This is a genomic window from Paenibacillus ginsengarvi (assembly GCF_003626695.1).
Lineage (GTDB): Bacteria > Bacillota > Bacilli > Paenibacillales > NBRC-103111 > Paenibacillus_AB > Paenibacillus_AB ginsengarvi.
The window spans coordinates 132,184-157,455 of sequence record NZ_RBAH01000020.1 but is presented as its reverse complement, the minus strand read 5'-3'; the positions used below and the strand labels follow the sequence as shown (position 1 = coordinate 157,455).

At 56.8% G+C, this 25,272-nt stretch carries 18 protein-coding genes; 6 read left to right on the top strand and 12 right to left on the bottom strand.

From position 1 onward, the window contains the following. Positions 1-38 precede the first annotated feature (38 nt). The 3 genes from D7M11_RS24370 to D7M11_RS24360 all read right to left on the bottom strand — a co-directional run bounded on the left by D7M11_RS24370 (position 39) and on the right by D7M11_RS24360 (position 4,055). On the bottom strand, positions 39-1,355 hold the full coding sequence (locus D7M11_RS24370) for an ABC transporter substrate-binding protein (protein WP_120749869.1): 1,317 nt from the start codon (positions 1,353-1,355) through the stop codon (positions 39-41). A 42-nt stretch (positions 1,356-1,397) separates the two neighbouring features. Continuing rightward, positions 1,398-2,684, bottom strand: a complete 1,287-nt coding sequence (locus tag D7M11_RS24365) for a CapA family protein (protein WP_120749868.1) — start codon at positions 2,682-2,684, stop codon at positions 1,398-1,400. Positions 2,685-3,002: 318 nt separating this feature from the next. Continuing rightward, on the bottom strand, positions 3,003-4,055 hold the full coding sequence (locus tag D7M11_RS24360; protein WP_120749867.1) for a LacI family DNA-binding transcriptional regulator: 1,053 nt from the start codon (positions 4,053-4,055) through the stop codon (positions 3,003-3,005). A 589-nt stretch (positions 4,056-4,644) separates the two neighbouring features. On the opposite strand from D7M11_RS24360, the gene D7M11_RS24355 reads away from it, so the two are divergent. After that, complete coding sequence (locus D7M11_RS24355) at positions 4,645-5,178, top strand: 5' nucleotidase, NT5C type (protein WP_120749866.1); 534 nt, start codon at positions 4,645-4,647, stop codon at positions 5,176-5,178. A 75-nt stretch (positions 5,179-5,253) separates the two neighbouring features. On the opposite strand, the gene hflX is transcribed toward D7M11_RS24355, so the two are convergent. Further along, positions 5,254-6,516 carry a GTPase HflX gene (gene hflX, locus D7M11_RS24350; protein ID WP_120749865.1) on the bottom strand — a complete coding sequence of 421 codons (1,263 nt, stop codon included), beginning with the start codon at positions 6,514-6,516 and terminating at the stop codon, positions 5,254-5,256. A 467-nt stretch (positions 6,517-6,983) separates the two neighbouring features. Continuing rightward, positions 6,984-8,393 carry a peptidoglycan DD-metalloendopeptidase family protein gene (locus D7M11_RS24345; RefSeq protein ID WP_120749864.1) on the bottom strand — a complete coding sequence of 470 codons (1,410 nt, stop codon included), beginning with the start codon at positions 8,391-8,393 and terminating at the stop codon, positions 6,984-6,986. A gap of 185 nt (positions 8,394-8,578) precedes the next feature. On the opposite strand from D7M11_RS24345, the gene D7M11_RS24340 reads away from it, so the two are divergent. Then, positions 8,579-10,525 carry a WG repeat-containing protein gene (locus tag D7M11_RS24340; protein WP_240041286.1) on the top strand — a complete coding sequence of 649 codons (1,947 nt, stop codon included), beginning with the start codon at positions 8,579-8,581 and terminating at the stop codon, positions 10,523-10,525. Between the two features lie 146 nt (positions 10,526-10,671). Here D7M11_RS24340 and D7M11_RS24335 read toward each other — a convergent pair whose 3' ends face one another. From D7M11_RS24335 to tnpA, 4 genes are all read right to left on the bottom strand, one after another. Next, entirely contained in the window at positions 10,672-12,504 is a 1,833-nt protein-coding gene (locus D7M11_RS24335) for an ABC transporter ATP-binding protein (protein ID WP_120749863.1), read from the bottom strand. After that, positions 12,492-14,399: an ABC transporter ATP-binding protein gene (locus D7M11_RS24330; protein WP_120749862.1), complete on the bottom strand. Its 1,908-nt coding sequence runs from the start codon at positions 14,397-14,399 to the stop codon at positions 12,492-12,494. Before D7M11_RS24330 ends, D7M11_RS24335 begins: the two co-directional genes overlap by 13 nt. 443 nt (positions 14,400-14,842) lie before the next feature. Beyond that, entirely contained in the window at positions 14,843-15,901 is a 1,059-nt protein-coding gene (locus D7M11_RS24325) for an RNA-guided endonuclease InsQ/TnpB family protein (RefSeq protein WP_168928323.1), read from the bottom strand. A gap of 273 nt (positions 15,902-16,174) precedes the next feature. Beyond that, on the bottom strand, positions 16,175-16,573 hold the full coding sequence (gene tnpA / locus D7M11_RS24320) for an IS200/IS605 family transposase (protein ID WP_120749860.1): 399 nt from the start codon (positions 16,571-16,573) through the stop codon (positions 16,175-16,177). 90 nt (positions 16,574-16,663) lie between these two features. Between tnpA and D7M11_RS24315 the strand changes: the two genes are divergently transcribed. From D7M11_RS24315 to D7M11_RS24300, 4 genes are all read left to right on the top strand, one after another. Then, entirely contained in the window at positions 16,664-17,224 is a 561-nt protein-coding gene (locus tag D7M11_RS24315; protein WP_120749859.1) for a sigma-70 family RNA polymerase sigma factor, read from the top strand. Beyond that, on the top strand, positions 17,221-18,735 hold the full coding sequence (locus D7M11_RS24310) for a hypothetical protein (protein ID WP_120749858.1): 1,515 nt from the start codon (positions 17,221-17,223) through the stop codon (positions 18,733-18,735). Before D7M11_RS24315 ends, D7M11_RS24310 begins: the two co-directional genes overlap by 4 nt. Positions 18,736-19,516: 781 nt before the next feature. Further along, complete coding sequence (locus tag D7M11_RS24305) at positions 19,517-20,332, top strand: AraC family transcriptional regulator (protein WP_120749857.1); 816 nt, start codon at positions 19,517-19,519, stop codon at positions 20,330-20,332. Positions 20,333-20,350: 18 nt separating this feature from the next. After that, on the top strand, positions 20,351-21,700 hold the full coding sequence (locus D7M11_RS24300; RefSeq protein WP_120749856.1) for an extracellular solute-binding protein: 1,350 nt from the start codon (positions 20,351-20,353) through the stop codon (positions 21,698-21,700). Between the two features lie 100 nt (positions 21,701-21,800). On the opposite strand, the gene D7M11_RS24295 is transcribed toward D7M11_RS24300, so the two are convergent. From D7M11_RS24295 to D7M11_RS24285, 3 genes are read right to left on the bottom strand one after another with little or no spacing between them, the layout of a single operon-like run. Next, entirely contained in the window at positions 21,801-22,961 is a 1,161-nt protein-coding gene (locus D7M11_RS24295; protein WP_120749855.1) for a GNAT family N-acetyltransferase, read from the bottom strand. Beyond that, positions 22,933-24,288: a F390 synthetase-related protein gene (locus D7M11_RS24290; protein ID WP_338042515.1), complete on the bottom strand. Its 1,356-nt coding sequence runs from the start codon at positions 24,286-24,288 to the stop codon at positions 22,933-22,935. Before D7M11_RS24290 ends, D7M11_RS24295 begins: the two co-directional genes overlap by 29 nt. Beyond that, on the bottom strand, positions 24,285-25,211 hold the full coding sequence (locus tag D7M11_RS24285) for an MBL fold metallo-hydrolase (protein WP_120749854.1): 927 nt from the start codon (positions 25,209-25,211) through the stop codon (positions 24,285-24,287). Before D7M11_RS24285 ends, D7M11_RS24290 begins: the two co-directional genes overlap by 4 nt. Positions 25,212-25,272 lie beyond the last annotated feature (61 nt).

The window sequence follows — 25,272 nt, the reverse complement described above, 5'->3', positions numbered from 1 at the left end:
TACGCTCTCTCCCTGTCGCATCAACTATTCAGAAACACTTATTTGCCTAAAGCGGCAGCCAGCGCGGCGTCGGCCTTCTCCTGCGTTTCCCGAAGCATCGTGTTAATATCCGCGTCGCCGGCGCGCAGCCTGTCTGCCAGCGGATTGATAAGTCCGAGCACGACCGAATCGTAAGGGGTGCTGTTTTCACGAAGCTTGGCCGGCGTCACTTTGAGCATGGCCGCCCAGTTTTTTCCTGCCAAATACGGAAGCTGCGAGCCGAAGCCCGACACGATTTTGGAATCGACCAGCACCGGAACCCGGCCGTACTGACTCATTTCCGTTTGAATTTCATCGGAAGTAACCGCCTGGATTACTTGAAAAGCTTGCTCCTTATGCTTGCTGCTTGCGCTGATTGCCAGCGAATGGGCGTCGATCTCCCTTCCCGTCCCGAGAAACTCTTTATAATTGGGAAGTCCTGCAACGTCCCATGGGAAATTGGGGTCTTTGATTGCGCTCGTTATCGCGGAACCTAACCAGTTCGGTTCCATCGCCACCGTTTTCGCGCCGAACAAGGAAGCTTTCGTCGCTCCGCCCGGAACGGCGTAGGCGGCTTTGTAAAATTCCATTATGCGGCGCCATGTGGCGGTATCCACAAGCGCTTTGTCCTTCGCGCCCAAATAAGAGACGGATAACGATTGTGCAAATTGCGACAAGCTGGACAGGTTGACGCCCAAATACTGCACATCGCCCTCCTTGCGGGTCAGCTTCTTCGCCAGCTCCAGCATTTCCTCCCATGTCATCAAGTCTTTCGGATAAGGCGTGCCGAATTTGTCGAACACATCCTTGCTGTAAAAAAGTCCGCCGATGTTTTGCGCCCACGGAATCGCAGTCAAGCCGCCGTCTTCCTTTTTCCTTTGGAGCGAGGCAATAGCCATAGGTTCGAATCGTTTCAGATCAAACTTATTCGATATAACGAATTCATCCAGACCAAAGACCGTTTTGGCCAGCAAAAAATCGTTGATATCTTTGTTGCTGACGAATATCAGATCGGGAAAATTGCCCGCCATCAAATGAGCGGCAATCGCATCCTGAGCGGCTCCGGCATTTTTTTTGACCAGCGACAGCGTAATGTTCGGATACTTTTTGGCAACCGACTTCACAAAGTACCTCTCGAACTCCTCATCGGTCATGCCATTCCAGTTCAAGATCGATATCGTGACAGGCTCGCTTGAAGGCGCTTTGGCGACCGTGCCGCTGCTAACGTCGGCTTGTTTGGCGCTGTCGCCACCCTTGCTGCCGCTGCAAGACGATGTGATGGCGGCTATCAATAAGGCGGATAGTAGGAGCTTGCTCTGCATTTTATAAGAGACCATGGGTTATGCCCTCTTCCCGGTTTGGTATTCGTACAGAGACTACTATTCAGCGTCGAGGTTCACAGCGTCGATGAAGGAATCATGCAGCCAATAATGGACCAGCTCCTTCGCCCAAGGGGGTGAATCGCCGAACGTTCCGTTCATGACCCGCTTCATCGCCTGGATATACAGTTCTCTGTGAGCGGGAGTGAAAAATAAATTGAGCATCCGCGACGTCGCCTTCAGGTCGCCGCTGCGCAGCCCTCCCGCACCGCTCTCCAGCGAACGCGCGATTTGTTCGATGCCCATATGATCGATGAACGCATTCCATGCGGCCTCTATGTCGGCCGGATCTGCGAGCAGTTTGTTCACGCGCGCCATATCTTCGGCAAACTTCTCTCTCATCTTCGCGCCCATCAAGCGAACGCCGTCCTTATGAACCTGATAAGGCGTTATTTCCAAGCCTGTTATCGTTGAACCGGTCCAATCCAAATGGACGATATAGCCGGCATGCCGGTAAAACGCAGGGTCCGTCTGCCAAAATACGAAATTGCCCATGCTGTAAACGATCGGCACCCCGTTATAAAGCTCGATGCCTTGCGGCACGTGAGGATGGTGAGCGATGACCGCATGCGCCCCCATCTCCGCGATGGCTCTCAAATCATGAACCACATACGGCGGCGGTGTCGGCGTGTGTTCGCGGCCGCCATGAAAGATCACGATAATAACGGCATCCGGTTCCGTTTGCCGCAGCCGGGCGATTTGACTTTGTACGCGGTGCAGCTCCAGGCCGTAAGCTCCGGGGCTGCCGTCCACGGAACGGCACTGCTCGCCCTCCGAACAGTTGATGATCGCTACGCGAGTTCCCTTTGCTTCGACGATAAGCGGTTGTTCCGCTTCGGCACCGCTCATGCCGCCGCCGACGGTTTGAATACCCGCCTGCCGCAGCACCCGGATCGTCTCGTTCAGCCCTTCGGCGCTCATGTCCAGCGTATGGTTGTTGGCCAAGCATCCGATGTCGAACGGGACGGCTGTGAGCGCGTTTACGGTCCGCGCATCGGCATGGATCAGGAACCGTTTGTCGTTCTGCCCTTTGGCGGCAAGCGGCACGCCCTGATCGCCCAGCACCGTTTCCACGTTGACGACCCGCAGGTCGCTGCCACGGATATACGGCAGAAGATCGCCGTATACTTGTTCGGGACTGTCGATCATCAGCGCTTCCAGCATAGTCTCGTCGCCCCAAATCTGCTTGGCCCCCCAATCGGCCGCAATCGTCATTCGCCATCGCTGCTGGGTCGGATCGCCCGGGGCGATATGCATTTTTCCAGTCTTCCAATCCATCCATGTCATTCTGGCGTTCCCCTTTGTTCATTAGAATGTTGGAAAAAATACAAATCACGCGCGTGATTTTTTTCTTTAAAAATTCCGATTTTATTATAAAACCAGCAATATGAAAAAAGATTTGCTATTAGTCCTTGCAAAAACTTCTCTTTCAAGCAATCGCACAGAAAATCACGCGCGTGATTTTATAAAGAAATTCCTCCTCTGATAAGAAGTTACCCGCGCACGAAAAAATCACGCGGGTGCTGAATCGAAGTAATTCAAATATAGTTTCTTTTAAGAACGCTGTCAATCCCTGCTTTGTAAATGCTTTCATCTTGAATCTGGTCAACGCTCGGTGTATACGGCCGTAGATTCGCGTTTTATCAGCTCGTAATCCAGCAATAAATGGGTCCGATTTCTTTTCCCTTTCGCGTTAATCCGCTTCAGCAGCAGCTCGACTGCTTGCTCCCCGCCCTCGCCAAGCGGAAATCTCATCGACGTTAGCGGAGGAATCGTTAGTTCCGCATACAGGTCGTCGAAGCCGGCCACGGAGCAGTCCTGCGGGATCGAAACGTTTTTTTCCTTCAGCCAATGAATCGCTCCGAGAATGGTTTCGTCATTGGTGCCGATAAACGCGCTGGCTTCTTTCACGTTTTCCCATTCCCGCTCCAGCACATGATAGGCATGTTTAGTCAGATTTCGGTAGTCGTCCGGCTTGGTGGGGCCGTACGCATCTCCGATCACGACAGGCTGAAGTCCATAGCTTTGCATCACTTGTTTGTAGCCTTCTCTCCGCTCGAATGGCGATCCCTGGGAGCTGGAAGCGGCGCTTGATACAAATACGATATTCCGGTGCCCAAGCCGAATCAGATGTTCGGTTAACTCAACCCCCGCTTTGGAGTGATTGAAGCTAATGCCGTCAATGCTTTCGTGAATGAAGCCTCGTGAGGTCGTGTTGACAGCAATTCCCGTATCCAATAGCCGGATCAAGTTATCGTCATCTTTGGGTGTCGTGGCTCCCGACCAGAAGGTGACGCCGGATACCCGCTGCTGTCTAAGCATTTCGCAAATCATCGTCAGATTGTTGCCTTGCGGCTCGACATAATACAGGATAACCCCATAGTGATGCTTTCTGGCCGTTCTTTGAAAGCTTTGAACGAAAGGAGCGTTAATGCCGCTTTTGATCTCCGGCAGCACAATGGCGAGTACCGTATTTTTGCCGGTTACAAGCCCGCTGGCAAAACTGTCTTTGCGGTAGCCGAGTTCCTCGATCGCCTGATTCACGCGATGAATCGTTTTCTGCGACACCGTCCCTTTGCCGGATATCGCTTTGGAAACCGTCGTGCGGTCCAGCTTTAAAAAATCGGCGATATCCTGCATCGTTATGTTTTTATCCATTTGCCCTCACCCGTTTTGGTCCGCTTGTTCATTCGTCTTCTCGACATTATACCAGAACCTGCTGCGAAGTTCATACGAGTTTCGAACGGCTCGGAGTTATTTGCCCGGACCGGCTGCACTGATTTTGTTGCCGATCCTAAGCACCGTTCCGCCAGCATAGCGGAACTTCATCTCCCGTTATCGCTGTCTCAGCGGAACCGTCAGTTCCGTTATCGCCGCTTCAAGAGCCTACCAGACCTGCATAGAGGAAGTCGAACTTCCTTTATGGCTCCATTTGCCTGGCTGCACTCGGGCTATTGGCGGCTTTAACGGAACCTTTGCTTCCGTTACCGACCGGGCAGCCGCATTCCGCCAGCTATAACGGAACTTTCACTTCCGCTTAACATCCCCCTGCCAACTCCGCCCCTGACAGAATAAGGGAAGCTTCCCTTGCCTATATGACGCTCTTGCTCCGCACAAAGTTGTAACGCCCCCCGGTTGACCTCCACTCCGTTTCCAGCTAGCATGAAACATAGTTTCTATTATCAGGTGCACAACCTGGAGTTATACTAAACCCATACAAGACAAACGGATAGGAGCGATTGGCCGAATGGGAGAAACGAAGCAACGAATCGCAATCGACATGGACGAAGTAATCGCGGATACGCTGGACAAGATGCTCGAGCGCTACAACCGCGAATACGAAGACACGATTACACCCCAGCACTTGCACGGCAAAAAGCTGCGCCACGTCGCCAAATGCGGCGATCAAGTGTCGCGCTTTTTTGACGATCCGCTGTTTTTGCGCGACCTGAAGGTGCTGCCGGACAGCCAGGACGTCATCCGCGAGCTGCAAACGCGCTACGAGATTTTTATCGCTTCCGCTGCGATGGAAGTTCCCGCCTCGTTTGCCGCCAAGTACGAATGGCTGAAGGAACATTTCCCGTTTATTCCGAATTCGCATATCGTGTTCTGCGGGGATAAAAGCATCATCGACGCCGACTATTTGATCGACGATCACGCTTACCAGTTCGCCCGCTTCCGGGGGCAGGGCATTCTGTTCAGCGCCCCTCATAACGTGGAGGAAACGCGTTACCCTCGTGTCCATAACTGGCGCGACGTTGCCGATATGTTCCTGAAGTGAATGAGGAAACGCCGAAAACCCGGGATCGTCGGTCCCGGGTTTGGCTCGCGCGCGGTTCAATCTGCGCCGCGAAGCTCACGATAGCTCCGGGACTACGTACTCCCGGTATTTTTCATAATCGGCCCGCATGCATTCGAGCGTCAGCCTCGTCCCTTCTTCCTCATAGTTGGTCGCCGTTACGTTCGCCTGCTCGTTAAAATACGAAATGAGCCACCCCTGATCGAACGGAATGAGCATTTCGCACTGCACATAATCCGTGAAAATGCGTTCGCGGATACGCTGCACCAGCACCTCGATTCCATCTCCCCGCTTCGCGGACACGTAAATGCGGTCTTCCTCCTGCTCCGGCCATTCGCCTTCTACCAGCTCCGCCTTGTTGTAAGCGTAGATGACGGGGATGTGGTCCGCCCCGAGCGACTTCACCGTATCGCGGGTTACGTCCATCAGATGCTCGTGCTCCGGGTCGGAATAATCGACAACATGGACGAGCAGATCGGACTCGGCCACTTCTTCAAGCGTGGAGCGGAACGCCTTGATCAGATGATGCGGCAGGTTGCGGACGAAACCTACCGTGTCGGTCAGCAGGAACGATTTGCGGTCGGGCAGCTCGATGCTGCGGACCGACGTCTCCAGCGTGGCGAACAGCATGTCTTTGGCGAAAACCGGCTTGCCCGACTCCGGATTGTACCGTTCCAGCATCGCGTTCATAAGGCTGGACTTGCCCGCGTTCGTATAACCGACGAGGCTGACGACCGGGACGTTGTTTTTTTGCCGCTGCTTCCGCTGCACTTGCCGCTGGGCGACGAGCGACTCCAGCTCTTTGTGCAGCGCCGTTATTTTCGACTCGATTCTGCGCCGGTCCAGCTCCAGCTTCGTTTCGCCGGCGCCTTTGTTTTTCGTGCCTACCCCGCCGCTTTGCCGGCCGAGCGATTCGCGCAGACCGACGAGACGCGGCAGCATATATTGCAGCCGGGCGATCTCCACCTGAAGCTGCGCCTCTCTCGTATGGGCCCGCTCCGCAAATATATCCAGAATGAGAATCGTGCGGTCGATCACCTTGCACGCCAAATCTTTCTCCAGATTGCGAATCTGGGAAGGAGACAGCTCGTCGTTGAAAATAACGATCGAGGCTTCGTGCTGCCGCAGCAGCTCCGACAGCTCCTGCACTTTGCCGGTGCCGATATAGTGCGAATTGTTGATCTGCGCCGCCTTCTGGGTCAATTCCCCAACTACCTGCACCTCGCAAGCTTCCGCCAAGCTGATAAGCTCCTCCATCGAATCGGCAAAATCCGGCTGATTGTTCAAATTAACGCCTACTGTTATTGCTCTTTGTTCCATATACATATTCCTCCTAATATCCCCAAATGGTTCGAAAAAACGAAAAACACAGACAACATGGCGCTGTCTGTGCGAATGGTTTACAGAGAAATTCAGGAAATATCCGACGGAAAAAGAGCGGGAAAGAAACGTTCCCGGCCAGCCGCCGAAATTCGGGTCCCATCATAGGAAAACAAAGCGCGAACGATTCGCCGCCGCTTCCGCTCCGACATCGCTGTCGTACGAGCCGAAAGACGGGCATTCGCCGCCCTATTCGCATATGAGTTCGTGGACAGACCTATCCTGAGTCCTCTGTCGCAGACAGAGCCTTCTACGCCTAATCGTTGATTAGCCGCGAAACAGTTTGACTCGGATGAAATCTACCACGGGCAACCCTCCGTTCCGGAAATTAAGTCGATCTTAGCATATTTCCAGCCCCAAAAGCAACGCCGAGAATCGTTAAAGCCAATTTTCCCCGCAGACCAGCGTTACTTCGGCGCCGCCGTCCACTGCATCGGCGTTTTGTCGAAGAACAGGTTCGGGTTGCCCTGCACGTTATGGACCCAGAACGTGAAATGCAGATGCGGTCCCGTGGAGAATCCGGTCGTGCCGACGAGGCCGATAATATCGCCCTTCTTCACGCGGTCGCCGGTTTTGACGCGCAGCTCGGACATATGCGCATATTGCGAGAACAGCCCCATGCCGTGGTCGAGATAGATCGAATTGCCGGTCAAATACAAGCTGTCTGCGAGCGCGACTATGCCGTCGTTCGTCGCCTTGATCGGCGTACCTTCCTTGGCCGCCAGATCGATCGCCATATGCGAGCTGTCGTATTTGCCGTTCACGTAACGAGTATGGCCGTAAGGCGTTGTCAAAATACCCTGGATCGGCTGAATAAACGCCGAGCTGAACAAAAACTCCGGCTCGGACTTGCTGCGCGCGGTGTCGATTTTTTTCTGATCGGCCGCTATGCGGTTCGTATCCTGCTTCATGCTCTCCATCTGCTGCGACACCTGCAAATATTGCGTGTCGAACTTCTTCGCCTTGATCGCGAGCAACGCGTCCCCGATCGGATAGTCGCCCGGCTTCGCCGACATCGGAATCGGGAGGTAGGTGTAGTAGCCGAAGCCGTACGGCTGAAGCAGGTACGTCTTCCCCTGCCAGCTCACCTCGCCCGGCTTGTCGTGCCGCACCAGCACGGTGTCTCCCGGGGAAGCCTGGCTCGGCATCAGCGCCCAGACCGACCGCATCGCGAGCCGCGCCTTGTCCGGCGATTCATACAGCGCCGCTTCGGCCGCCGCCTGCGCTTCGCGTTTTTTCTCCGCCTCCGCGGCCGATCTTACCTCGGCGGTTACTTCCGCGTGCCACGTCTCCCCGCCGTCCGCCGTGACGAGCAGCGGATTCGGCAAGCCGGAGCCGCCCTCCAGCAGCGCCCAGCCGATCTTCTCGGTCAAAAACTGCGACATCTTGACGGCCATCGCCTTCCGGTCGTAAACAAGGGAGTCCAGCCGCTTCTCCGAGACCGGCGCCAAGGTCCATTCCCCCCGCCCGCTACGGCTCCCGTCCGGAGAGCCCGGCACTCCCGCCGCCTCCGGGGAAGCTTCCGTCCAGGTTATCCCCCCGTCGCTCGTCACCTTGACGACGTCGTCCGAATATTTTTGCCAGCCGCGATCGAAATCGGTCATGCGGAATTCGACCAGCTCCGGAGCGGGCCGCTTCACCTCCAGCGATTCGATGACGGCATCGATGGACGGCGCCACCGCCGATCGCTGGTCGTAAGCAAGCAGCACGGCCGCGAGTCCGGCCAAAGCGGCGGCGGTAAACACAAGCGTCCGTCCGGTTCTGCGTTTGCGCGCGGCGGCAGTTCTGCGCGTACCGGATAAATTGCGTGGATTCATGCGGGAGCTCCTCCATCGGTCGAAGCTGCGTAAGGTAACACGGCAGCCTTTGTATATGTTCCATCATACGATAAGGACGTGCATATTTCTACCTGGGCGGCCTTTTTCCAAGGTCGTTCACCGAAACGCCCATGCGCCCATATGATAGTGGCATAAACATAAGAAGCAAAGGAGTTTGGAGCAGCATGACATACGGATATGATCGCGCGCCATACGACGGCATGTTCCGGCAGCAAATGGCGGATAGGCCGGATGTGCCGGTGCAGCCCCCGCAAAGCCTCGTGTTCGGAACGGTGCCCCTCCTGTACGGAGGACGCCTCGTGCCAGCCGTAGCCATTTTCGAGCATGCGGAAGCGGCCGTTCGTTATTACCGCCAGCTGTACCCGGATCAAGCCGTTTCTCCCGCGGCGCTCGCACGCGCCCGGGCCATCCCTCTATATCCGGTGCTCGTCAAAACGGCTAAAGGTAATTTGTACGGCTACATCAACGACCAGGGCAATGTCGTGATTCCGCCACAGTACGAGTACGCGCTCGATTTTCAGCCGAACGGACTGGCCGTCGTGCAAGCCGGGAATAAGCAAGGCGTTATCAACGCCTCCGGCCGTTACGTCGTGAGACCGGTTTACGATTCCGTCTCCTCTTTTTCGGAAGGGCTCGCCTCGGTCATCGACGGGCAAGGCTTCCGGGTCATCGACGAGACGGGGCGACTCGTAACGCCGAAGGCGTACAGCTTTATCGGCACTTATAGGGATGGCAGAGCCGTTTTCTCGCAAACGGGCGCGGACGGTCAGAGCCGGTACGGCTACCTGGATCGGGAAGGGAAAGAAGCGATCCCGGCCCGTTACCTGGAGGCGAACGACTTTGCCGGCGGCAAGGCGGTCGTGAAGGTGAAGGACGGCGAATATGCGCTGATCGACAAGGACGGCAAGTCGCTAGCCGTGTACCCGTATGCGTTCGTCGGCAGCATGGGGGACGGACTGCTCGCCTTCCAGAAAGAAGCGAACGGCAAGTACGGCTACATCGACGAGAAAGGGACCGTCATCATCCCTCCGCGTTTTACTTCCGCCATGCCGTTCGAGGGCGGGTTCGCCGTCGTCAACACAGCGGAGGATTACAACAATCATTACGGGCTTATTAACAAAAACGGCTCCTTCGTCATACCGGCCGAGTATAACGAAGTCGAGCAGCTCGGCGAAGGACGGGTCGCGGTCGGCAAAGCGACCGATCCGAGCCGGCCCTACATCGGCTCGAGCTTCGCGCTGGCCGACACAAGCGGACGGCTGCTTACCGATTTCCGCTTCACGAACATAACCGATTACAAGGACGGCTATGCCTCGGTGTCGGATAAGAAGGAGACTTACTGGATCGATCACAACGGCAACCGGGCTACCCTGCTCCCGGCGATGCCGGGAAGCGGGACGATGGCGTTCATCGGCAACCTCATCAGCGCGAACGTCGATCTGCGGCTGTTCTACTTTGATCGGGCCGGCAAGATGGTATGGAAGCCGAACACGACGATTCCGCTCGCTCCGCCTTATGCCGTGCGCGAGGAGAAGTTTAAGCCGAACAAAGATTATTTGGTGTATTATCCGCAAGTAGAAGGCATGGCGGACAAAAAAGCGGAGGAAAGCGTCAACCGGAAGCTGAAGCAGCTTTCGGCAGTCAAGCCCGTTCCGCCGGATAGCCAGCTGGAGGCAAGCTATACGGGCGACTTCGCCGTCACCTTCTTTCGCGACAAGCTGCTCGTGCTGAAGTTGGAAGGCTATAACTTCCCGTTCGGAGCCGCTCACGGCATGCCGTCAAGGGAATATGTCCATCTGAACCTCGCAACCGGCGACATGTATGAGCTGAAGGATTTGTTCAAGCCAGGCAGCCCGTATGTCAAACGAATCAGCGACATCATCGCCCATCAAATCGCAACCGATCCGAAGTATTCGTACGTATTCCCGGGCAGCTTCAAGCAGATCGCTCCGAACCAGTTGTTTTACGTGACGGAGAACGCGCTGCATATTTTGTTCCAGCCGTACGAGATTGCGCCGTACGCCGCAGGCTTTCCCGAGTTTACGATTCCGTACGCCGAGCTTACCGACATCATCGACACAAACGGCTCGTTCTGGAAGTCGTTTCATTAACGTAGTTAACAAGCGCCTTGCCCGAGATCGGGTAAGGCGCTTGTTTGCTGCTTCCGGCACCGCCATCGGCGAGCCGAAGCAAGATCTTACGGATCTGAAGCGCTTAGCGCAGCATCAGTCCGTTCCCCAAGCGCCGACTTACCGGCTTAGCTGCTTTTCGCTCCGTTCGCCGCCGTTATCGGCGACTCCGCCTGATACCATTTCGATTGCAGCGTCCACAGCCGCGCATATTCGCCGCCTGCAGCGAGCAGTTCGTCATGTGTGCCGAGCTCGATCAGCCGACCTTGCCGCAGCACCATGACCCGATCGCACAATCGGGCCATGCCGAGACGATGCGAGACGAGAATCGCCGTCCGGCGGCCGGCCATCTCCGCAAATCGCTCGAACACGTCCGTTTCCGCTTTCGGATCGAGCGACGCCGTCGGTTCGTCCAGCACGACGAACGGAGCGTCGCGCATAAAGGCGCGGGATATCGCCACCCGCTGCCACTGTCCGCCGGAAAGCTCCGTTCCGCCCGTAAAACGGCTCGTCAGCATCGTCTCATAGCCATCCGGCAGACCGGCCGCCACCTCGTCCGCGCCGCCGAGCGCGGACGCCTGGCGGATCGTCTCCATGTCGTCCATCCGATCGGCGCGTCCCAAGCCGACATTGTCCCGCAGCGTAAACGAGTATTTGATAAAGTCTTGAAAGACGGCGGCGGACCTGTCGCGCAGCTTGCGCAAATCGAGCTCCGCCATATCCCGGCCGCCTCTGTACACTTGACCGGAGGTTGGGGCGTATAAGCCCAGCAGCACTTTGACGAGCGTTGTTTTGCCTGAGCCGTTGCTTCCCACGAGAGCGATCCGCTCGCCTTCGCGAAGCGAGAACGAGATGCCGCTCAGCGACTCGCGATCGCTTTGAGGATACTGGTACGACAGGTTCTCGACCCTGATGTCTCCGATTGATTCCGGTGCTTCTCCCCCATCCGGCTCCTCCGGACCCAAATCCAAGTAAACGAATAGATCCTCGACGCGCAGCAGACGGTCGCGGAAGTAACCAAATCTTCCAACCAGTTGCTGGGTGCCCTCCTTCATCTGCTGCAGCGCGTACAGCATGGCGCCGAATTCGGCGGCGGTCAGACTGCCCGAGGCGACCGTCCACCCGGTCCATCCGATCCCGGCGGCAAGACCGAACGCGCTTAGAACGGATAAGCCCGCTCTTGTATGCTGCTGTACTCGCTCCTGCCGGTACAGCGTATCCGATACGCGTCTGTATATCGTTTCCCACCAGCCGATCAGCCAAGGCGCGGCGTCGAACGTCCGTACCTCCTTCGCCGCTTCGCGGGAAGTAAGCGTAGTCGCCAAATAGTTCATGACCCGCTCCGGCTCGGTTTGCTTTCGTTTCAGGAAAAAGGCCGATTTCGCCTGAATAAAGCCGGCAACCGGTTCCGGCAGCGAGACGACGACAAGCGCGAGCAGCAGCCAGCCGTTCCATGCGCCGACGAGCACGGCGATGGACATCATTTTCACGACGGACGTGAGCAGCCCGTAAAACTCCCACAACAGGTTCAGAAATTGTCCGGGCTCGGTCATATTCCTCGCTCTCGTCAGCAAATCGTAAAAGTCGGAACGTTCGAACGCTTCGAGCCGGAGACGGGACGCTTTATCCTGCAGCCGGCGCAGCAAGCTGTCCTCCATCTCCTGCCGCAGCCGCTCCGTATATACCGCTTCGATCGGTTTGATCACAAGCGTCGGAAGCAGCGATACCAGCGCCCAAGCGGCGATCCATTCCATAAGCGGGCGCAATTCCGACGCGCCGCTGTAAACGCTCATCATCTGGCCGAATATGCGAGCCGCGAAATACACTTGAATAGCCGGGAATACGCCCCGCACCATGTTCAAGCCGATCGAGACAAACGCTCGCCGCGGATCGGTGACGATGATCCACCTCACGAATCGCAGCAGCGTGAGGGCCGCGCCTAACCGTTTTATCGGTACCATCCGGCCTGCACCTCCCACATCTGCGCATAAACGCCGCCCGCCGCAAGCAACTGCTCATGGTTACCGTCCTCGACGATCTTGCCGTCCTGAAGCACGACGATCCGGTCGGCAAGACGGGCCGAGCCAAGCCGATGGCTGATTAGCAGCACCGCCCGGTCTTCCGCAGCCGAGACGAACTGCTCGTAAATGTCCGCCTCCGCTTTCGCGTCAAGCGCCGCCGTCGGCTCGTCGAGCACGAGCAATTGCGGATCGCGCAGGAAAGGGCGGCTAATCGCGATGCGCTGCCACTGGCCTTCGGACAGCTCGCGGCTCCCTTCGAACAGCCGGCCGATCGGCGTATCGTAGCCTAACGGCAGCTCGGCGATGAACGGGTGCGCCCCGCCTCTGGCCGCGGCAGAGCGGACCCGCTCTATGCTGGCGATACCGCTGCGTATCGGTTCGGCTTCGTCCTCCGAGCGATGCCCGGAAGAGGCCGCTCGCTCCGGGCCGGCTTCCGCAATCGCGTGATGTGCTGCCGTCGCCGTCTCGCACAAAGCAACGCTCTGAGCCGCCGTGAACGTAAATTTGTAATAGTCCTGGAAGACGGCGGATACGTGTTTGTGCAGGCTTTCCGGGGCGATGTCGGCGTAATCGACGCCGTCGGCGGTGATCGTGCCTTCGTCCGGCCGGTACAGGCCAAGCAGCAGCCGGACAATGGTGCTTTTGCCCGCGCCATTCTCGCCGACTAGGGCTACGCGCTCCCCCGGCCGCAAATGCAGATCGAGCTTCTGCAACACGGGACGCTCCCGGCCGGGATATGTAAACGATACCCCGTTCAGCCGGATGCCCTGAACGAGGCGGTCCGGAAAAAACTTCGAGCCACGGCTGGCGCTGTCGGCAGGAATTTGCAGCAGCTCGCGCACATAACCGATTCCGATCGAATTGCGGTGCAGCACGCTGATGCCGAAGTTGATGCTCCCCGCTCCCGCACTCATTTTGCCCAGCGCCTGGAACAAAGACATGAAAATGCCGGGCGTAATGCGGTGCGGAGCGAGCCACAAAGCAAGCATGACAACGACGGCGATTTCCGTCGCCCAGTAAAGCGCAGCCGAAGGAATCCCGCCGATCTCCATACGCCGCTTCACTTCCAGCGCTCCCTTTCGTTGTTCCCGCCGAAGCGTCTCCCATCGCCGGGAGAGCAGGCCGGGCAGATCGAACACCCGCACCTCCTTCTGCTGGGCCCGCCCGGTCAGCAGGCCGCTAACATAGGACGAGCGCCGTATCTCCTCGGTTTGGTCGTACGTGAAGCTCATCCATTGCCTCGAGCTTTTGGCACCGTGAATCGCTCTCGGCACGACTACGGCCACGAGTACAGCCGCGAGCCACGGCGACACGTTCCAGAACAGGGCGGCTACCCCGACGACGCTGATCGCGCCTTTCCCCATAAACAGCAAGTAATGGAGCAGCTCGGATATTTTCCTGCCCGGATCGGCGCTGCGCGTCATCCGGTCGTAGGAGGCGCTTTCTTCGTAGAAGGTGAGCGGCAGCTCGGAGGCGTGGACCAGCCGTTTTTTCTCCAAATCCAGCTGTGCCTTAAGCCTTACCCGCGTGAGCAAAGGGTCCCGAAACTTCCAGACGACCTCATGCCCGAGCGCCAGCGAAACCGCAAACAGAAGCAGCCACGGCAGCAGCTTCGGAAATCCGTCCCTCCCCTGCCCGGCCACGGCGATAACCGAATCGATCAGATGCTGCGTCGCATAAATCGACAGTACCGGCGCCACCCCTTCGAGAATAGCCAGCCCCGTCAGCAGAACCGCCTGCCAGGGAGCCACCCGCGTGATGACACCGGCCGCCCAGCGGATGCTTACCACGATTTCCTTCCAGCTATTCGTTCTTCCGAAGCTTAACTCGTTCAATAACAGCCCTCCCTATTTTCGGTATACCTACTATATTAGGAAAATACAGGAAATAACAAGGCTGTTTTTGATTATATTCCTATGTTATAATAGACTCATGAACAAAACCGTATCTTCGTATGGAGAACAAGCCGCCTCGTGCGGCTTTTTTTGCGTCCGTGCTTGCTGCTATCGTCCATGAACCCTCGACCCGGCTCGCTCGGGAAGTGTTCTCCCCCTCCCCGGTCCTTCCGCCATACCAATCGTTTTCGCGTCATACCGCAGGCTGCACTTTTTTCTCTCCGGGACCGAGGGGTTTGGCGCGCAAACGACGTATTGAACATCCACACCCTTGAAAGGGTGGGATTCTTAGCTAGTTACCGGGCGCATACGTTTCCGCTTTGCCCAACTGCTAAGTTAAGGGCTAGTTCAATAGCCCGTCCTAGATCAGAGCGTATAGCTATCTAGGCTGACAGACTGTTACCATCTGCCAAAGATTGACGCATGATATTGATGGCACCGACACGATCTCGATGCGCTTTATATCCGCAAGAACATTGATACATTCGATCATTCGCTTTGTTACGCTGACCGCAAGATGGGCATGTTTGAGATGTATAGGCTGGATTGACTTCTACAACCTTGATTCCAGCTAATGCTGCCTTGTATGCGATAAACATTTGCAACTGATAGAACGACCAATTATGCAGATTCTTAGCGTTTTTGCGACTTGTTCTTGTCGTCTTGCGAATATCAGCCAGTTTCTCCAGCTTAATGTTCGTTACGTTCTCTTGGATAGCCATATTGACGATCTGGCGGCTGATTTTGTGGTTTTGGTCTTTCATATAGCGACTTTCCCTGTCGCGTTGTTTACGGATAGCCGAGAGTTTCTTTAGCTTTCCTAGCTTGCGACGACTGGCGTTATACTTACGGCGAATGTATTTGTTCTTGCGTCCATTGCCAACGAACTTCGTCTTTTGGCTAGAGGTTACGACAACGGCAGGAACTTTCAAGCCAAGATCAATACCCATTACGATGTCTCCTGTTGCTTGCTCTGTCGGTCTTTGAATGGATACTTGAACAAACCATTTTGACGACTTCTGGACAACGCGGAGAAGGCCATGTTTACTGTTGGAAAGCAATGCTTTCTCCCGATCAGCAATGATCGCGGGAACGACTAATCGTTGCACTTTGCCATCTATGCAAACAGGAAAAGATACGGTATTATCGCCAATCGTGTAGTTCTGATTGTTGACATAGTACACGCGCTTTTTGAGAATGGGACGCTTCTTTTCCTTTTTGGACTTCTGAAATATGCTTTTAGCGTCCCGAATGAGTTGATTCTTAACAGCAGATGGCAGATTCGCATGGAGAGTCTTTGAGGTTAGTTTCGGAAACGTTCCAGATGCTTCCGCTTGCTCCGTTAGCTCGTTGACTGTCCGAATGTACGCATGGCCCATTTCCACCAATACAGACGGATGAGATGGAAATATTCGTATTTGAATGGTTATCGTCTGCATGATTTCACCCTTTCCAAGCGAGTTCTACGAATGGCTTGGCGCGTTTGACCGCTTGATAGGTTTCCATATCCAAAACGCGAAGTCCACTCCAAACACCAAACCAATACGGGACGAGCGGATATCCTTTCCGTATTTCTCTACCGTGTGCTTCTCGGCACTTGTTCGTACCGCGGAATACGTTCTCGAAGCTGCTGTATTCTTTTCGATATTCAGAACATTTACTGTCTTTTTACAAATTGCTCATATCCACATGCTGAACATTTGATTATCAAAGTTTCACCCTCTTGTTTTTTGTTCTTCCACATATCGCTTGATCGTTTCGCTTGAAACGTTCCCTGCTGTACTGACAAAGTAGGAACGTGTCCAGAGAGAGGGCAAGTGCTTTAGGTGCTTGAACTGTTCGCGAAGGCGACGAGAAGTGATTCCCTTCAATTTCGCCATGATGTCCGCTGGAGAATCGGTTGGCAGTACGTTTAGAAAGATATGAACATGATCGGGCATAACTTCCATCGCAAGGAGTACCCATTCGTTTTCAGCGCATATTTCCTTAACAAGCTGTTTGAAATGGATCTCCACCTGATTAACAAGCACTTTACGCCTGTATCTCGGACAAAAAACAAAATGATAGTTGATCAATGATACGGTTGTTTTGGTGGTTCTGTACGATTGTCCCATATCAACATTGTATCAGTTAGATATCCAAACTGCAACAAAGGGATGAATCGGCCTGTTTTCTGTAACGGATAGGAACGGGAAGGTGAGCGTATGGACATTACCGAACAAAACGCGGCCGAACGGCTGCTGCTGAAGGACCCGGACGCACTCGCCTTCGTTTTCGAGGCGTATGGAACCGGGATTTACCGGCTGGCGCAGCGGGTTCTGGCCGGGATCGGGCAGCCGCAGGACGTGGAAGAGTGCGTAAGCGACGTCTTCCTGACCGCTTGGAACAAGATCGCGGAATTCGATCCGTCCAAGGGCAGCTTGCGCGTCTGGCTGCACATTATAGCGAAATATAAGGCGCTGGATTACCGGCGTAAACGAAGCGGCGGCGCCATCATGGAGCCGCTCGTCTCGGAGCCCGAAGAACGGCAAACGACGGAGGAGCTCGCCTTGAACAGAGCCCGGATCGAGGATGTTGTACGCCTAGTCGAATCGTTCGATCCGGTCAATCGCCAATTATTTTACAAGCGTTATTTCTACTACGAATCGATGGAAGAGGTCGCCCGCAGCTCGGGACTGACCGTGAAGGCGGCGGAAAGCCGGCTCGGACGGATGCGGGATCACTTGAAGCGCAAGCTCTTGGCCGGGGAGGAGGAATTCGGATGAGTGCAAAGGAAGAACGGACGTTATTCGGAAAAATCGACGGGATGCACGAACACGAGGCGATGAAACGGCTGGCGGAGATCGAGCCGCCAAATGACGAACAACCCTCCGCAGCAGAACGGGCCGCTCTTGCCGCCATTCGAGCCCGTACATTCGCTAGGCTTGGTCTTGTTGAAAGCGAAGTACGCGCCGCAGACGGCGATTCTCGCGAAACGGCGGCGGACCGGACCGGCGGAGAGCCGGAGTATCGGCCGCAGGAAGCTGAGTTCCATTCGGCCGACGCTGGCCTGCCGCAGGCGGAGCACGGCCCGATTCAAGCGAGCCGGACCCGCAACGCATACGGACGCAAAACGATTCGTGCCGCAATCGCGGCCGCCCTGCTCGCTGTGGCATTGACGTCGCTTTACTCCGCATCGTCTTCCGAGGTGCGGGCGCAAGTGCACAAATGGCTGCAGTTTCTTCCCGGCTTTGCCTCGGTACAACAGTCGGAGGACAATACCGTCCGCCTCGTTCTGACCGTACCGGTCGAGGAATCCTGGCGTGGAGGAACGGTCGAGCTGCGTGCCGTATCGATCGGCGATTCGTATTCGTCCATTGGCGTTGCCGGCTCTGCCGGCCCGGACGCCCGGTCGGTCGTCTTGACGAACGCGGACGGCGACCGCTATACGTTCCAATACGGCACGATATCAAGAGCCGGGGTATGGCTCGGCCAATACTATTACAAGGGGAGTATCCGGGCGACCGAAGAGATGGAGGCTTCGTTCAACAACGGTGCGCCTTCGATCAAGTTCCGGCTGCATCCGGCGGTTAGCGCCGAAAAGATCGAGGACTTGGGGGTCACGTCCGAACACGACGGTATCCGCATGACGGCTGTACTCTCCGCAAACGAAACGAACAAGCGCCGAGTGGCGCTGCTTCCGGAGCTGCCGGACGGCTTGCGCATTACATCCTATGGGCTGGCCGACTTCGACCAGATGGAGAAGCCCGTGCTGACGACGGCGGCGGGGAAGCAGATCGAGCTTCAACAAGACGAGTTGTTTCCGAATCGCAACGAATTTTCGTTCTCGCAGGAGGACCAGGACGCATCCGCCAACTACCGGCTCGTCGTACCGACTGTAGAGGCTGTAAAGCATACGGATAAGCCTGTGAAAATTACGTTCCCCGTACCGAAGGAAGGAGAACTCACGCTCGGCAAACGAATCGTTCTGCTCGGATACCCGGTCGAGCTCGTACGCGTTGAGCGCATTCCGGGTTCGGCCGGCACCGGTGTCGGTTCCGTGCGCCTGATCTGGAACATGCTCTACGATGCGGACGCTGCCGTATCGCCTCTGCTGTTCTTCCCCGATTTCGGATATACCGGCCAAAGCGGCGTCAGCGCCGTCAAAACGGACGAAGCGACCCGGGCCATGCAACATATGGAGCTGGAAGTCGCGCCGGGCGAGAAGGAGCATTCGATCTACGTAAGCGACCTGACGCTGCTTATCCGCGGCCCTTGGACGTTTGATTTGAAATAGCTGCCCGAATGCGCTTGACTCGATGACCGCCGCCCCGCATGGGCGGCAAGAATTGCGGCAATTGGGCCGGGAGATGACGCTTCTGCATGGAGTTGCAGAACGTCGTCTCCCGGCTCGTCTTTTTTCTGCGCCACTACTCCCCGTTTACAAATAGAAGTCTTTTGGAGCTTTTGTTTATCCTGAAAATGGTTAACGAGGTAAAATAGAGTGTTTTTGAGACTCTTATATCAGACTTTTTTGGCTCAAATACGATTTCGGCACCAAATAGAAGTCTCAAAAGGCTGCAATGCCATGTAATCCGCCAAAAGGTACAGGATAAGACGCTACAAAGATTTTTATTTTAAAACCGCCTTGATCGATTCCGTTCGCGCCCCCTCCCCTCTCCCGTTCCCCTGCCCTCCCAACCACCAGGCTGCAACCGAATTGGATCGCTATCAAATAAAATGCAATATATGTAAGAAAATGAGCAATACAGGTTCAATACTCCCCCGAAGACGGCACGCTGAAGGGAGTCAGCCGCGAAGCCGCCATGCTATAACTAAAGGGAAGACAGCGGCCTGAAAAACGGCTTATGAAAGGGGCGACGGCGCGTCGATTTTGTTGGGTAACAGCTGCTGCGGACACCGGACGCAAGACACGGGGAGCGGCACGGTACTCGCTGGCCAGCAGTCCGACAGAAGTAATGTATCCGTTTTCATATACCTGTATTATACTAATCATAGTGCGTGCTGCATCGCGGGGTTATGTATAGTTCATCCTTCCACTCAGGAGGAATGCGAATATGAAACGGACGCTGTTTAACCTTATGCACACATTTGTTTTTCAAACGAAAAGCTACTCCAAGCCGAGTTTTCACTCCCATCCGGAGTATGAAATGCTGTATTTCCATACCGGGACGTGCAAATATTTGATCGGCGACGAATGCTTCGAGATTACGCCCGGCAGCCTGGTTATTATGGACGGGATGAGCCGGCACGGGCCGATCATGTCTGAGCCTTGCATGCGAACCGTACTGAGGTTCGACAGCATGGAGGTTCTCCCGCTTATGCGGCTGCCCGATTCGATCGATCTGCTGCGCCCCTTCCGCCTGCTGCGACATTACCACTGGCGTCTGGAAGGGCCGCAGAAGGCAGAGATCGAGAGCATTCTCGTGCGAATGAATCATCACTACTCCCGGACGGATGCGATGCATTTCAACAGGCTAAGGGCAGCATTCCTCGACCTGCTGCTGTTTGTATACGAATGCAGCGAACAGCAGGTAGAGCATGCGGGATTGGAGCAGAACAGCGTGCATAACGCGCTTGTATACATCGAGCAGCACTACATGGACGACTTCAGCCTCGACGAGCTGGCGGCGAGCGTGAATTTCAGCAGATGCTACATGAGCAGACTGTTCAAGGAACGGACCGGTATGACCGTATTCGATTATGTGAACAAGCGGCGCATTAACGAAGCCAAACTGCTGTTTCTGATCGATCGGGCCTGCTCTGTGACCGAAGTATGCTTCCGGGTCGGCTACAAGCATTTGACCCATTTTTCGCGCACGTTCAAACGAATGGTCGGCATGACACCGGAGCAGTTTCGCAAACTGGTTTAATATAGGGGGTTCTGCATCATGAACTTGTTCAAAACGGGGTGCGCCACGCTCGCGGCGGCGCTTGTTCTGCTTACGGCGGCAGGGTGCGGCAATTCGGCAACCGGAGGAACCGGCTCCGCAAACTCCACAGATACGGGCGTTAGCGCCGAGAAACCGCCGGAGAAGCGTACGGAGCCGGTCGAGCTGGTATTTTACCATGCGGGCGGCGACTGGAACCAGGAAGGCTACTTTATGAAAGAATATGGAGACGCCATTCGCGCGAAATTCCCGAACGTCACGCCGAAATTCATCCCGACGACAGCCGGTTCGCTGACCAATCTGGTCGCCTCCGGCCAGCAGCTCGACATTATCGTCAGCTCGGTCGGAACGGCGTTTTCCTCCGTATTTCCGGCCGGTCTGCAAACCGATCTCGATCCGTTCGTCAAAAAATACAAATTCGACGTGGGCCGGTTCGAGCAGACCAGCATCGACATGATGCGCCAGATGGGCGAAGGCAAGCTGTACGGCCTCCCGCTGTACACGGCGCCCTCTCCGATTTATTACAACAAGGACATTTTCGATAAATTCGGCGTCGCGTATCCGACGGATACGATGACGTGGGACGATGTGTACGAGTCCGCCAAAAAGCTGACCCGCAGCGAAGGAGGCGTCCAATATTACGGGCTCGCCATCTCCCCGAGCCATTACTTGCTGCGTCACCAAACGTCGCTCAAACTCGTCGATCCGGCATCGCTGAAAGTGACGATCAACACGGACCAGACGAAAGCGGCGCTGGAAAACTTGCTGCGTTTTTATCAAATTCCCGGTTACGACGCCAATGCGACCAAGTTGTCGGTAGCCGGCCAGCGGCAGCTGTTCCAAAAAGATCATACCGCCGCCATGTGGCTGCCCGTCAGCACGATGCATACGGCCGAGGAACTCTCCGGCATGAACTGGGACGTCGCCGCCTTTCCGACGTGGAAAGGGCTTAGCGGCACCGGCGCGCAAGTGTACCCGTACCACTTGTATATGGCGAGCAGCGGCAAACATCAGGACCAATCGTTCGAAGTGATGCAGTATTTGCTGTCCGACGAGTTCCAGACGGCAAAGTCAAAGCAAGCTCTGTTCGTTTCCCTGCTGAAAAGCGAAGCGGTTCGCGGCGCATTCGGACAGGACGCACCGATGTACAAAGGCAAGCACATTCAGGCGATGATGCCGGGCAAGCCGGCAGCCCCGTCTCCGCAGAGCAAATATTTCAGCGCCTCAACCTCCCGCCTCGCTACAACCGCAGTGCAGGATATTGTGCTGAAGGGCAAAGACGTCAATACCGCCCTGCGGGAAGCGGAAGAAGCAATCGTCAAGCAGATCGAAGCCGACAAGAACAAGTAAAGCAGCGCCTGCGGCGATACGAACATAGCCATCCCGCCCCATACAAAAGGCCCGGAACTCGCAAATTAATGCTGCGAAGCTCCCGGCCTTTGCTTTTGTCCTACAGCTTGTATTTGTCCAGCAGCGGCACGCCGACGCCGTTCAGCAGCTTTTCCAGCAGACCCCAGCCGGCGCGCCGGTCCGGCGGCAGATGGCGGTCGTACACCGCGCTGTATTCGATCTCGGCCGCGGCACCGCGGTTCCGCTTGAACTGTGCCGCACCCGAGCTTTCGTGCAGCAAATATCCGCTGCCGCGGGCAATGCCGAGCAGCGTCGCCGAGAGCATCCGGTACAGGCCGGTTTCCTGCGGAAGCGACGTATCGTAGCCGAATATAGGCGTCGTCATGACGCCATCCCTGCAATAGTAGCCGAGCACAGCGTCAAGCCGGCCGCTTTCCTTATGGCGGAGCGCATGCAGCTCCAGCAGCTTTTCGCGTCTGGCCAGCTCGAGAAAGGCGGCGCCGAATTGCGGGTTATGCCGTGAATATTTGTCCAGATACAACATCTCGTACAGCCGCGTTAGCCTCGGCATATCCGCCTCCGTCAGTTGGTCCGGCCCGATCGCTTCGTATCCGTTCTTCTCCAGCAGCGAACCGTCCCGCTTCAGCAGCCAGCGGGCTTTGGCGTTCGGTCCGTGAGGACCCTCATGGCGCCACAAATAAATCTGCCGGCTCGGCACGAGCCGAAATCCTCTTTGCCGCAAGCGATCCATCAGCTCCCCGTTCAGCGACCGGCACAAGGAACGGAAAATGAGCGTATGCCGCGGAAACCGGCCCAGCAGCAGTTGGATTGCCACTTCCGTCTCCCGCGCGGGCAGTCCCGGATACAAATTCGTCGACAGCAGCCAATTGTTCACATGAACGACCCGGTTGAAGCGGCTCGCCTTCAGCAGCAGGCCAAGCGCGTGAAGCATCCCGGACAAGGCAAAACGCGCCGCCTTAGACTGGAGCAAGTACAGCTCCTCGCGGGCATAGCTCGCATAGTGCGTATACGGCGATACGACGTAACAGTTGTCGTACTCGGCCTCATTAACCGTCACCGGCAGGACGGCGTTCTCCAGCCTTAGCGCGTAAACGTCCGTGCGGATGTTCGGCACGAGCGCCTCGACCGGCCCCCGAGCCAGCGCCTGCATAAACCGTCTCGCATAATCGCCTTCCGGCGTCGCAGGCCAGTCGATCTGCCCGAACGACCGGTTATCGAACAAGCTCGGGGTCCGGCTCAAAGGCGAACCTCCTTTCCACCCGCCGCAGCTTGCGGTTTCCCGTCATAAACGTCTCGTCCTTGAATTCAACGTCCGGCATACGGCAGCCTAGCCGTTCGCACAAGCGGGCAAGCTCAGCCTTTACCCAATCGCGCGCCTTCGGCCGATACGGTTCGGGAACATCCAGATAGACGCACAGCCGGTCCGGCGCGTGCTGCACGACCCGGTACGCCGTAATGTCGGCGGAAGCGGCTAGTATCGCTCTCGTAATGAAATCGGGGAATACGCGCACCCAGCCGTCGCCATCCGTAGCCGGAAAATAAAACAGGTCGTCGCAGCGGCCTTCGATCGATTCGATCGCCAGAAACGGCGAGCCGCACGGACAAGGCGTTTCCCGTTCGGTGAGCACGTCGTTCAGCCGGTACCTCACGATCGGCTGGGTTCGCCGGGAAAAGTCGGTTACGATCGGCACGAACTTGCGCAAATCGCGGTCGATATATTCCTTCTGGACGCAGACGATATCCTCGTTAATATGAATCGTCCCGTGTGCGCACGTAGAACCGAGGAAGCCTTCCGTACACTGGTAGACCTGGTGCAGCCTTTGGCCGAACGTCTCCTCGATATAGGCGCGGTCTAGCGGGTCAAGCGCTTCGGCGACGGAGACGATCTTCGCGGGATTCAGCCGAAGCTTCCCAGACCGCTGCGCTTCCGCCAGCACCCGCAGCATCGACGGCGGGGCAACCAGCAGCGTCGGCTTCATCTTGCGCAGCCGCGCGAGGTGAAGCGCGAGCGGATCGAGCAGGTCGTAGAACTTAAACTGCAGCCGTCCTCCGCCGACAGTTTCATACAAATTGCTGTCCGCGCGCAGGAAAAACGCGATGCGGTGCTCGTCCGCGATCGAGCCGGGCAGCACCTTCGCCAGCACCGCTCCCGCCCAGGCGAGCCGTTCTTCCCGGCTGACGAGAAACAGTCCGCGGCTGCCCGTCGTCCCGGAAGATAAGCCGATCGTCACCTTGCCGATCGTCGGCGTAAAATCCCGCGTCCGCTCGGCCTCCAGCGCGGTAGCGAACGCTTTCTCCCGCTTGACGCCTACCGTGTTCAGCGTATCGAAATGCTCCATCATCGCCGCTTTGTCGATCACCGGCAGCTCCCGCCACGACGCATCGTCCCGGTCCCCCCACAGCTCTCGGTAGAAGGGCGACTCCCGCCGCACCCGCTTCAGATGAGACCGCACGCGCTTGTCCTGCCAACGCTCCAGCGACTCCCGATCGGTCCACTTGCGGCTGCGGCGGCGTGTCAGCCAGTACCTGTACAGAACGGCCACACGCTCCAGCGGCATCATGCTCATAACGCCTCACCGCCTTGAATCCAATTGTGCCAGACGTCCGGGCAATGCGAAGCGACGATGCGCAGCCGCGGATAACGCTGTACCAGAGAGGCGAGCTTGCGGAAGCTGTCCGCATACTCGCGGCGATTCGCCATGACGAGGCCGGCTAGCGGGTGCGGAGGGCGGTTTTCGCGAACCGCTTTCCCCGACCAGGCCGCATCGGCGCACAGCAAGTAGTCGTGCTTGTCCGTCGCCAGCAGCAGACCGATCTGCCCGTCAGCGTGGCCCGGCAGCTCGACGGCCAGCACGCTCCCGTCTCCAAGCACGTCGAGCGCATCCGCAAACGGAAAGCCGGCCGGCAGCAGAATTCGCCGATCCGTCCGGATCGGTCTCGACCGCGCTTCGAACTCCGCCGGCAGCAGCCCCGGCAAAAAAGCCCGGCGCAGCGCGGCCAAGCCGTGCAGCCGCTTCACGGCGTCATACGCAGCCGGCAAGTAGACGAACCGCGCGTGCGGAAAGTCGTTCAGCCCGGCAATATGGTCGGCATGGAAATGTGTAATGACAATCGTCCGCACCTGCTCGGCAGCGATCCCGCAGGCAGCAAGCTGGCGTACGGCGCTCTCCTCCTCGCGAAACGTTACCGGCGTAACGGCGCGGTACAGCCTGCCCGGCAGCCGGCCGGTCTCGCGTAAGAAAGCGCCGGAGTAGCCGGTATCGACCAGCACCGCCCCGAGCTCCGGATGCTGAATGCAGGCGAACAAGGCCGGAATCCGGCACGAGCGCCGGGAGCCTCCGCGAATCGTCACCCACTCCGGATGTTTGCAGTAACCGGCGGCGAACAGCCGGAGCCCGACCTTCGGCAGCTGCCGCAGCGGAAGCTGCTCCTTCTCGTTTTCAAGCCGCCCTTCCGGTGTAACGCTCTGTCGGCCATGATGTCCGTTCATCGTATATCCATAACACTCCTTTGCGCTTTGGTCGTCTGAGTATATCGCGATCGCCGTGCGG

Excerpts from the sequence above, each read along its gene's own strand:
- D7M11_RS24370 (WP_120749869.1), bottom strand. The coding sequence starts at position 1,355 with ATGGTCTCTTATAAAATGCAGAGCAAGCTCCTACTATCCGCCTTATTG.
- D7M11_RS24365 (WP_120749868.1), bottom strand. The coding sequence starts at position 2,684 with ATGACATGGATGGATTGGAAGACTGGAAAAATGCATATCGCCCCGGGC.
- D7M11_RS24360 (WP_120749867.1), bottom strand. The coding sequence starts at position 4,055 with ATGGATAAAAACATAACGATGCAGGATATCGCCGATTTTTTAAAGCTG.
- D7M11_RS24355 (WP_120749866.1), top strand. The coding sequence starts at position 4,645 with ATGGGAGAAACGAAGCAACGAATCGCAATCGACATGGACGAAGTAATC.
- hflX (WP_120749865.1), bottom strand. The coding sequence starts at position 6,516 with ATGGAACAAAGAGCAATAACAGTAGGCGTTAATTTGAACAATCAGCCG.
- D7M11_RS24345 (WP_120749864.1), bottom strand. The coding sequence starts at position 8,393 with ATGAATCCACGCAATTTATCCGGTACGCGCAGAACTGCCGCCGCGCGC.
- D7M11_RS24340 (WP_240041286.1), top strand. The coding sequence starts at position 8,579 with ATGACATACGGATATGATCGCGCGCCATACGACGGCATGTTCCGGCAG.
- D7M11_RS24335 (WP_120749863.1), bottom strand. The coding sequence starts at position 12,504 with ATGGTACCGATAAAACGGTTAGGCGCGGCCCTCACGCTGCTGCGATTC.
- tnpA (WP_120749860.1), bottom strand. The coding sequence starts at position 16,573 with ATGGGACAATCGTACAGAACCACCAAAACAACCGTATCATTGATCAAC.
- D7M11_RS24315 (WP_120749859.1), top strand. The coding sequence starts at position 16,664 with ATGGACATTACCGAACAAAACGCGGCCGAACGGCTGCTGCTGAAGGAC.
- D7M11_RS24310 (WP_120749858.1), top strand. The coding sequence starts at position 17,221 with ATGAGTGCAAAGGAAGAACGGACGTTATTCGGAAAAATCGACGGGATG.
- D7M11_RS24305 (WP_120749857.1), top strand. The coding sequence starts at position 19,517 with ATGAAACGGACGCTGTTTAACCTTATGCACACATTTGTTTTTCAAACG.
- D7M11_RS24300 (WP_120749856.1), top strand. The coding sequence starts at position 20,351 with ATGAACTTGTTCAAAACGGGGTGCGCCACGCTCGCGGCGGCGCTTGTT.
- D7M11_RS24290 (WP_338042515.1), bottom strand. The coding sequence starts at position 24,288 with ATGAGCATGATGCCGCTGGAGCGTGTGGCCGTTCTGTACAGGTACTGG.
- D7M11_RS24285 (WP_120749854.1), bottom strand. The coding sequence starts at position 25,211 with ATGAACGGACATCATGGCCGACAGAGCGTTACACCGGAAGGGCGGCTT.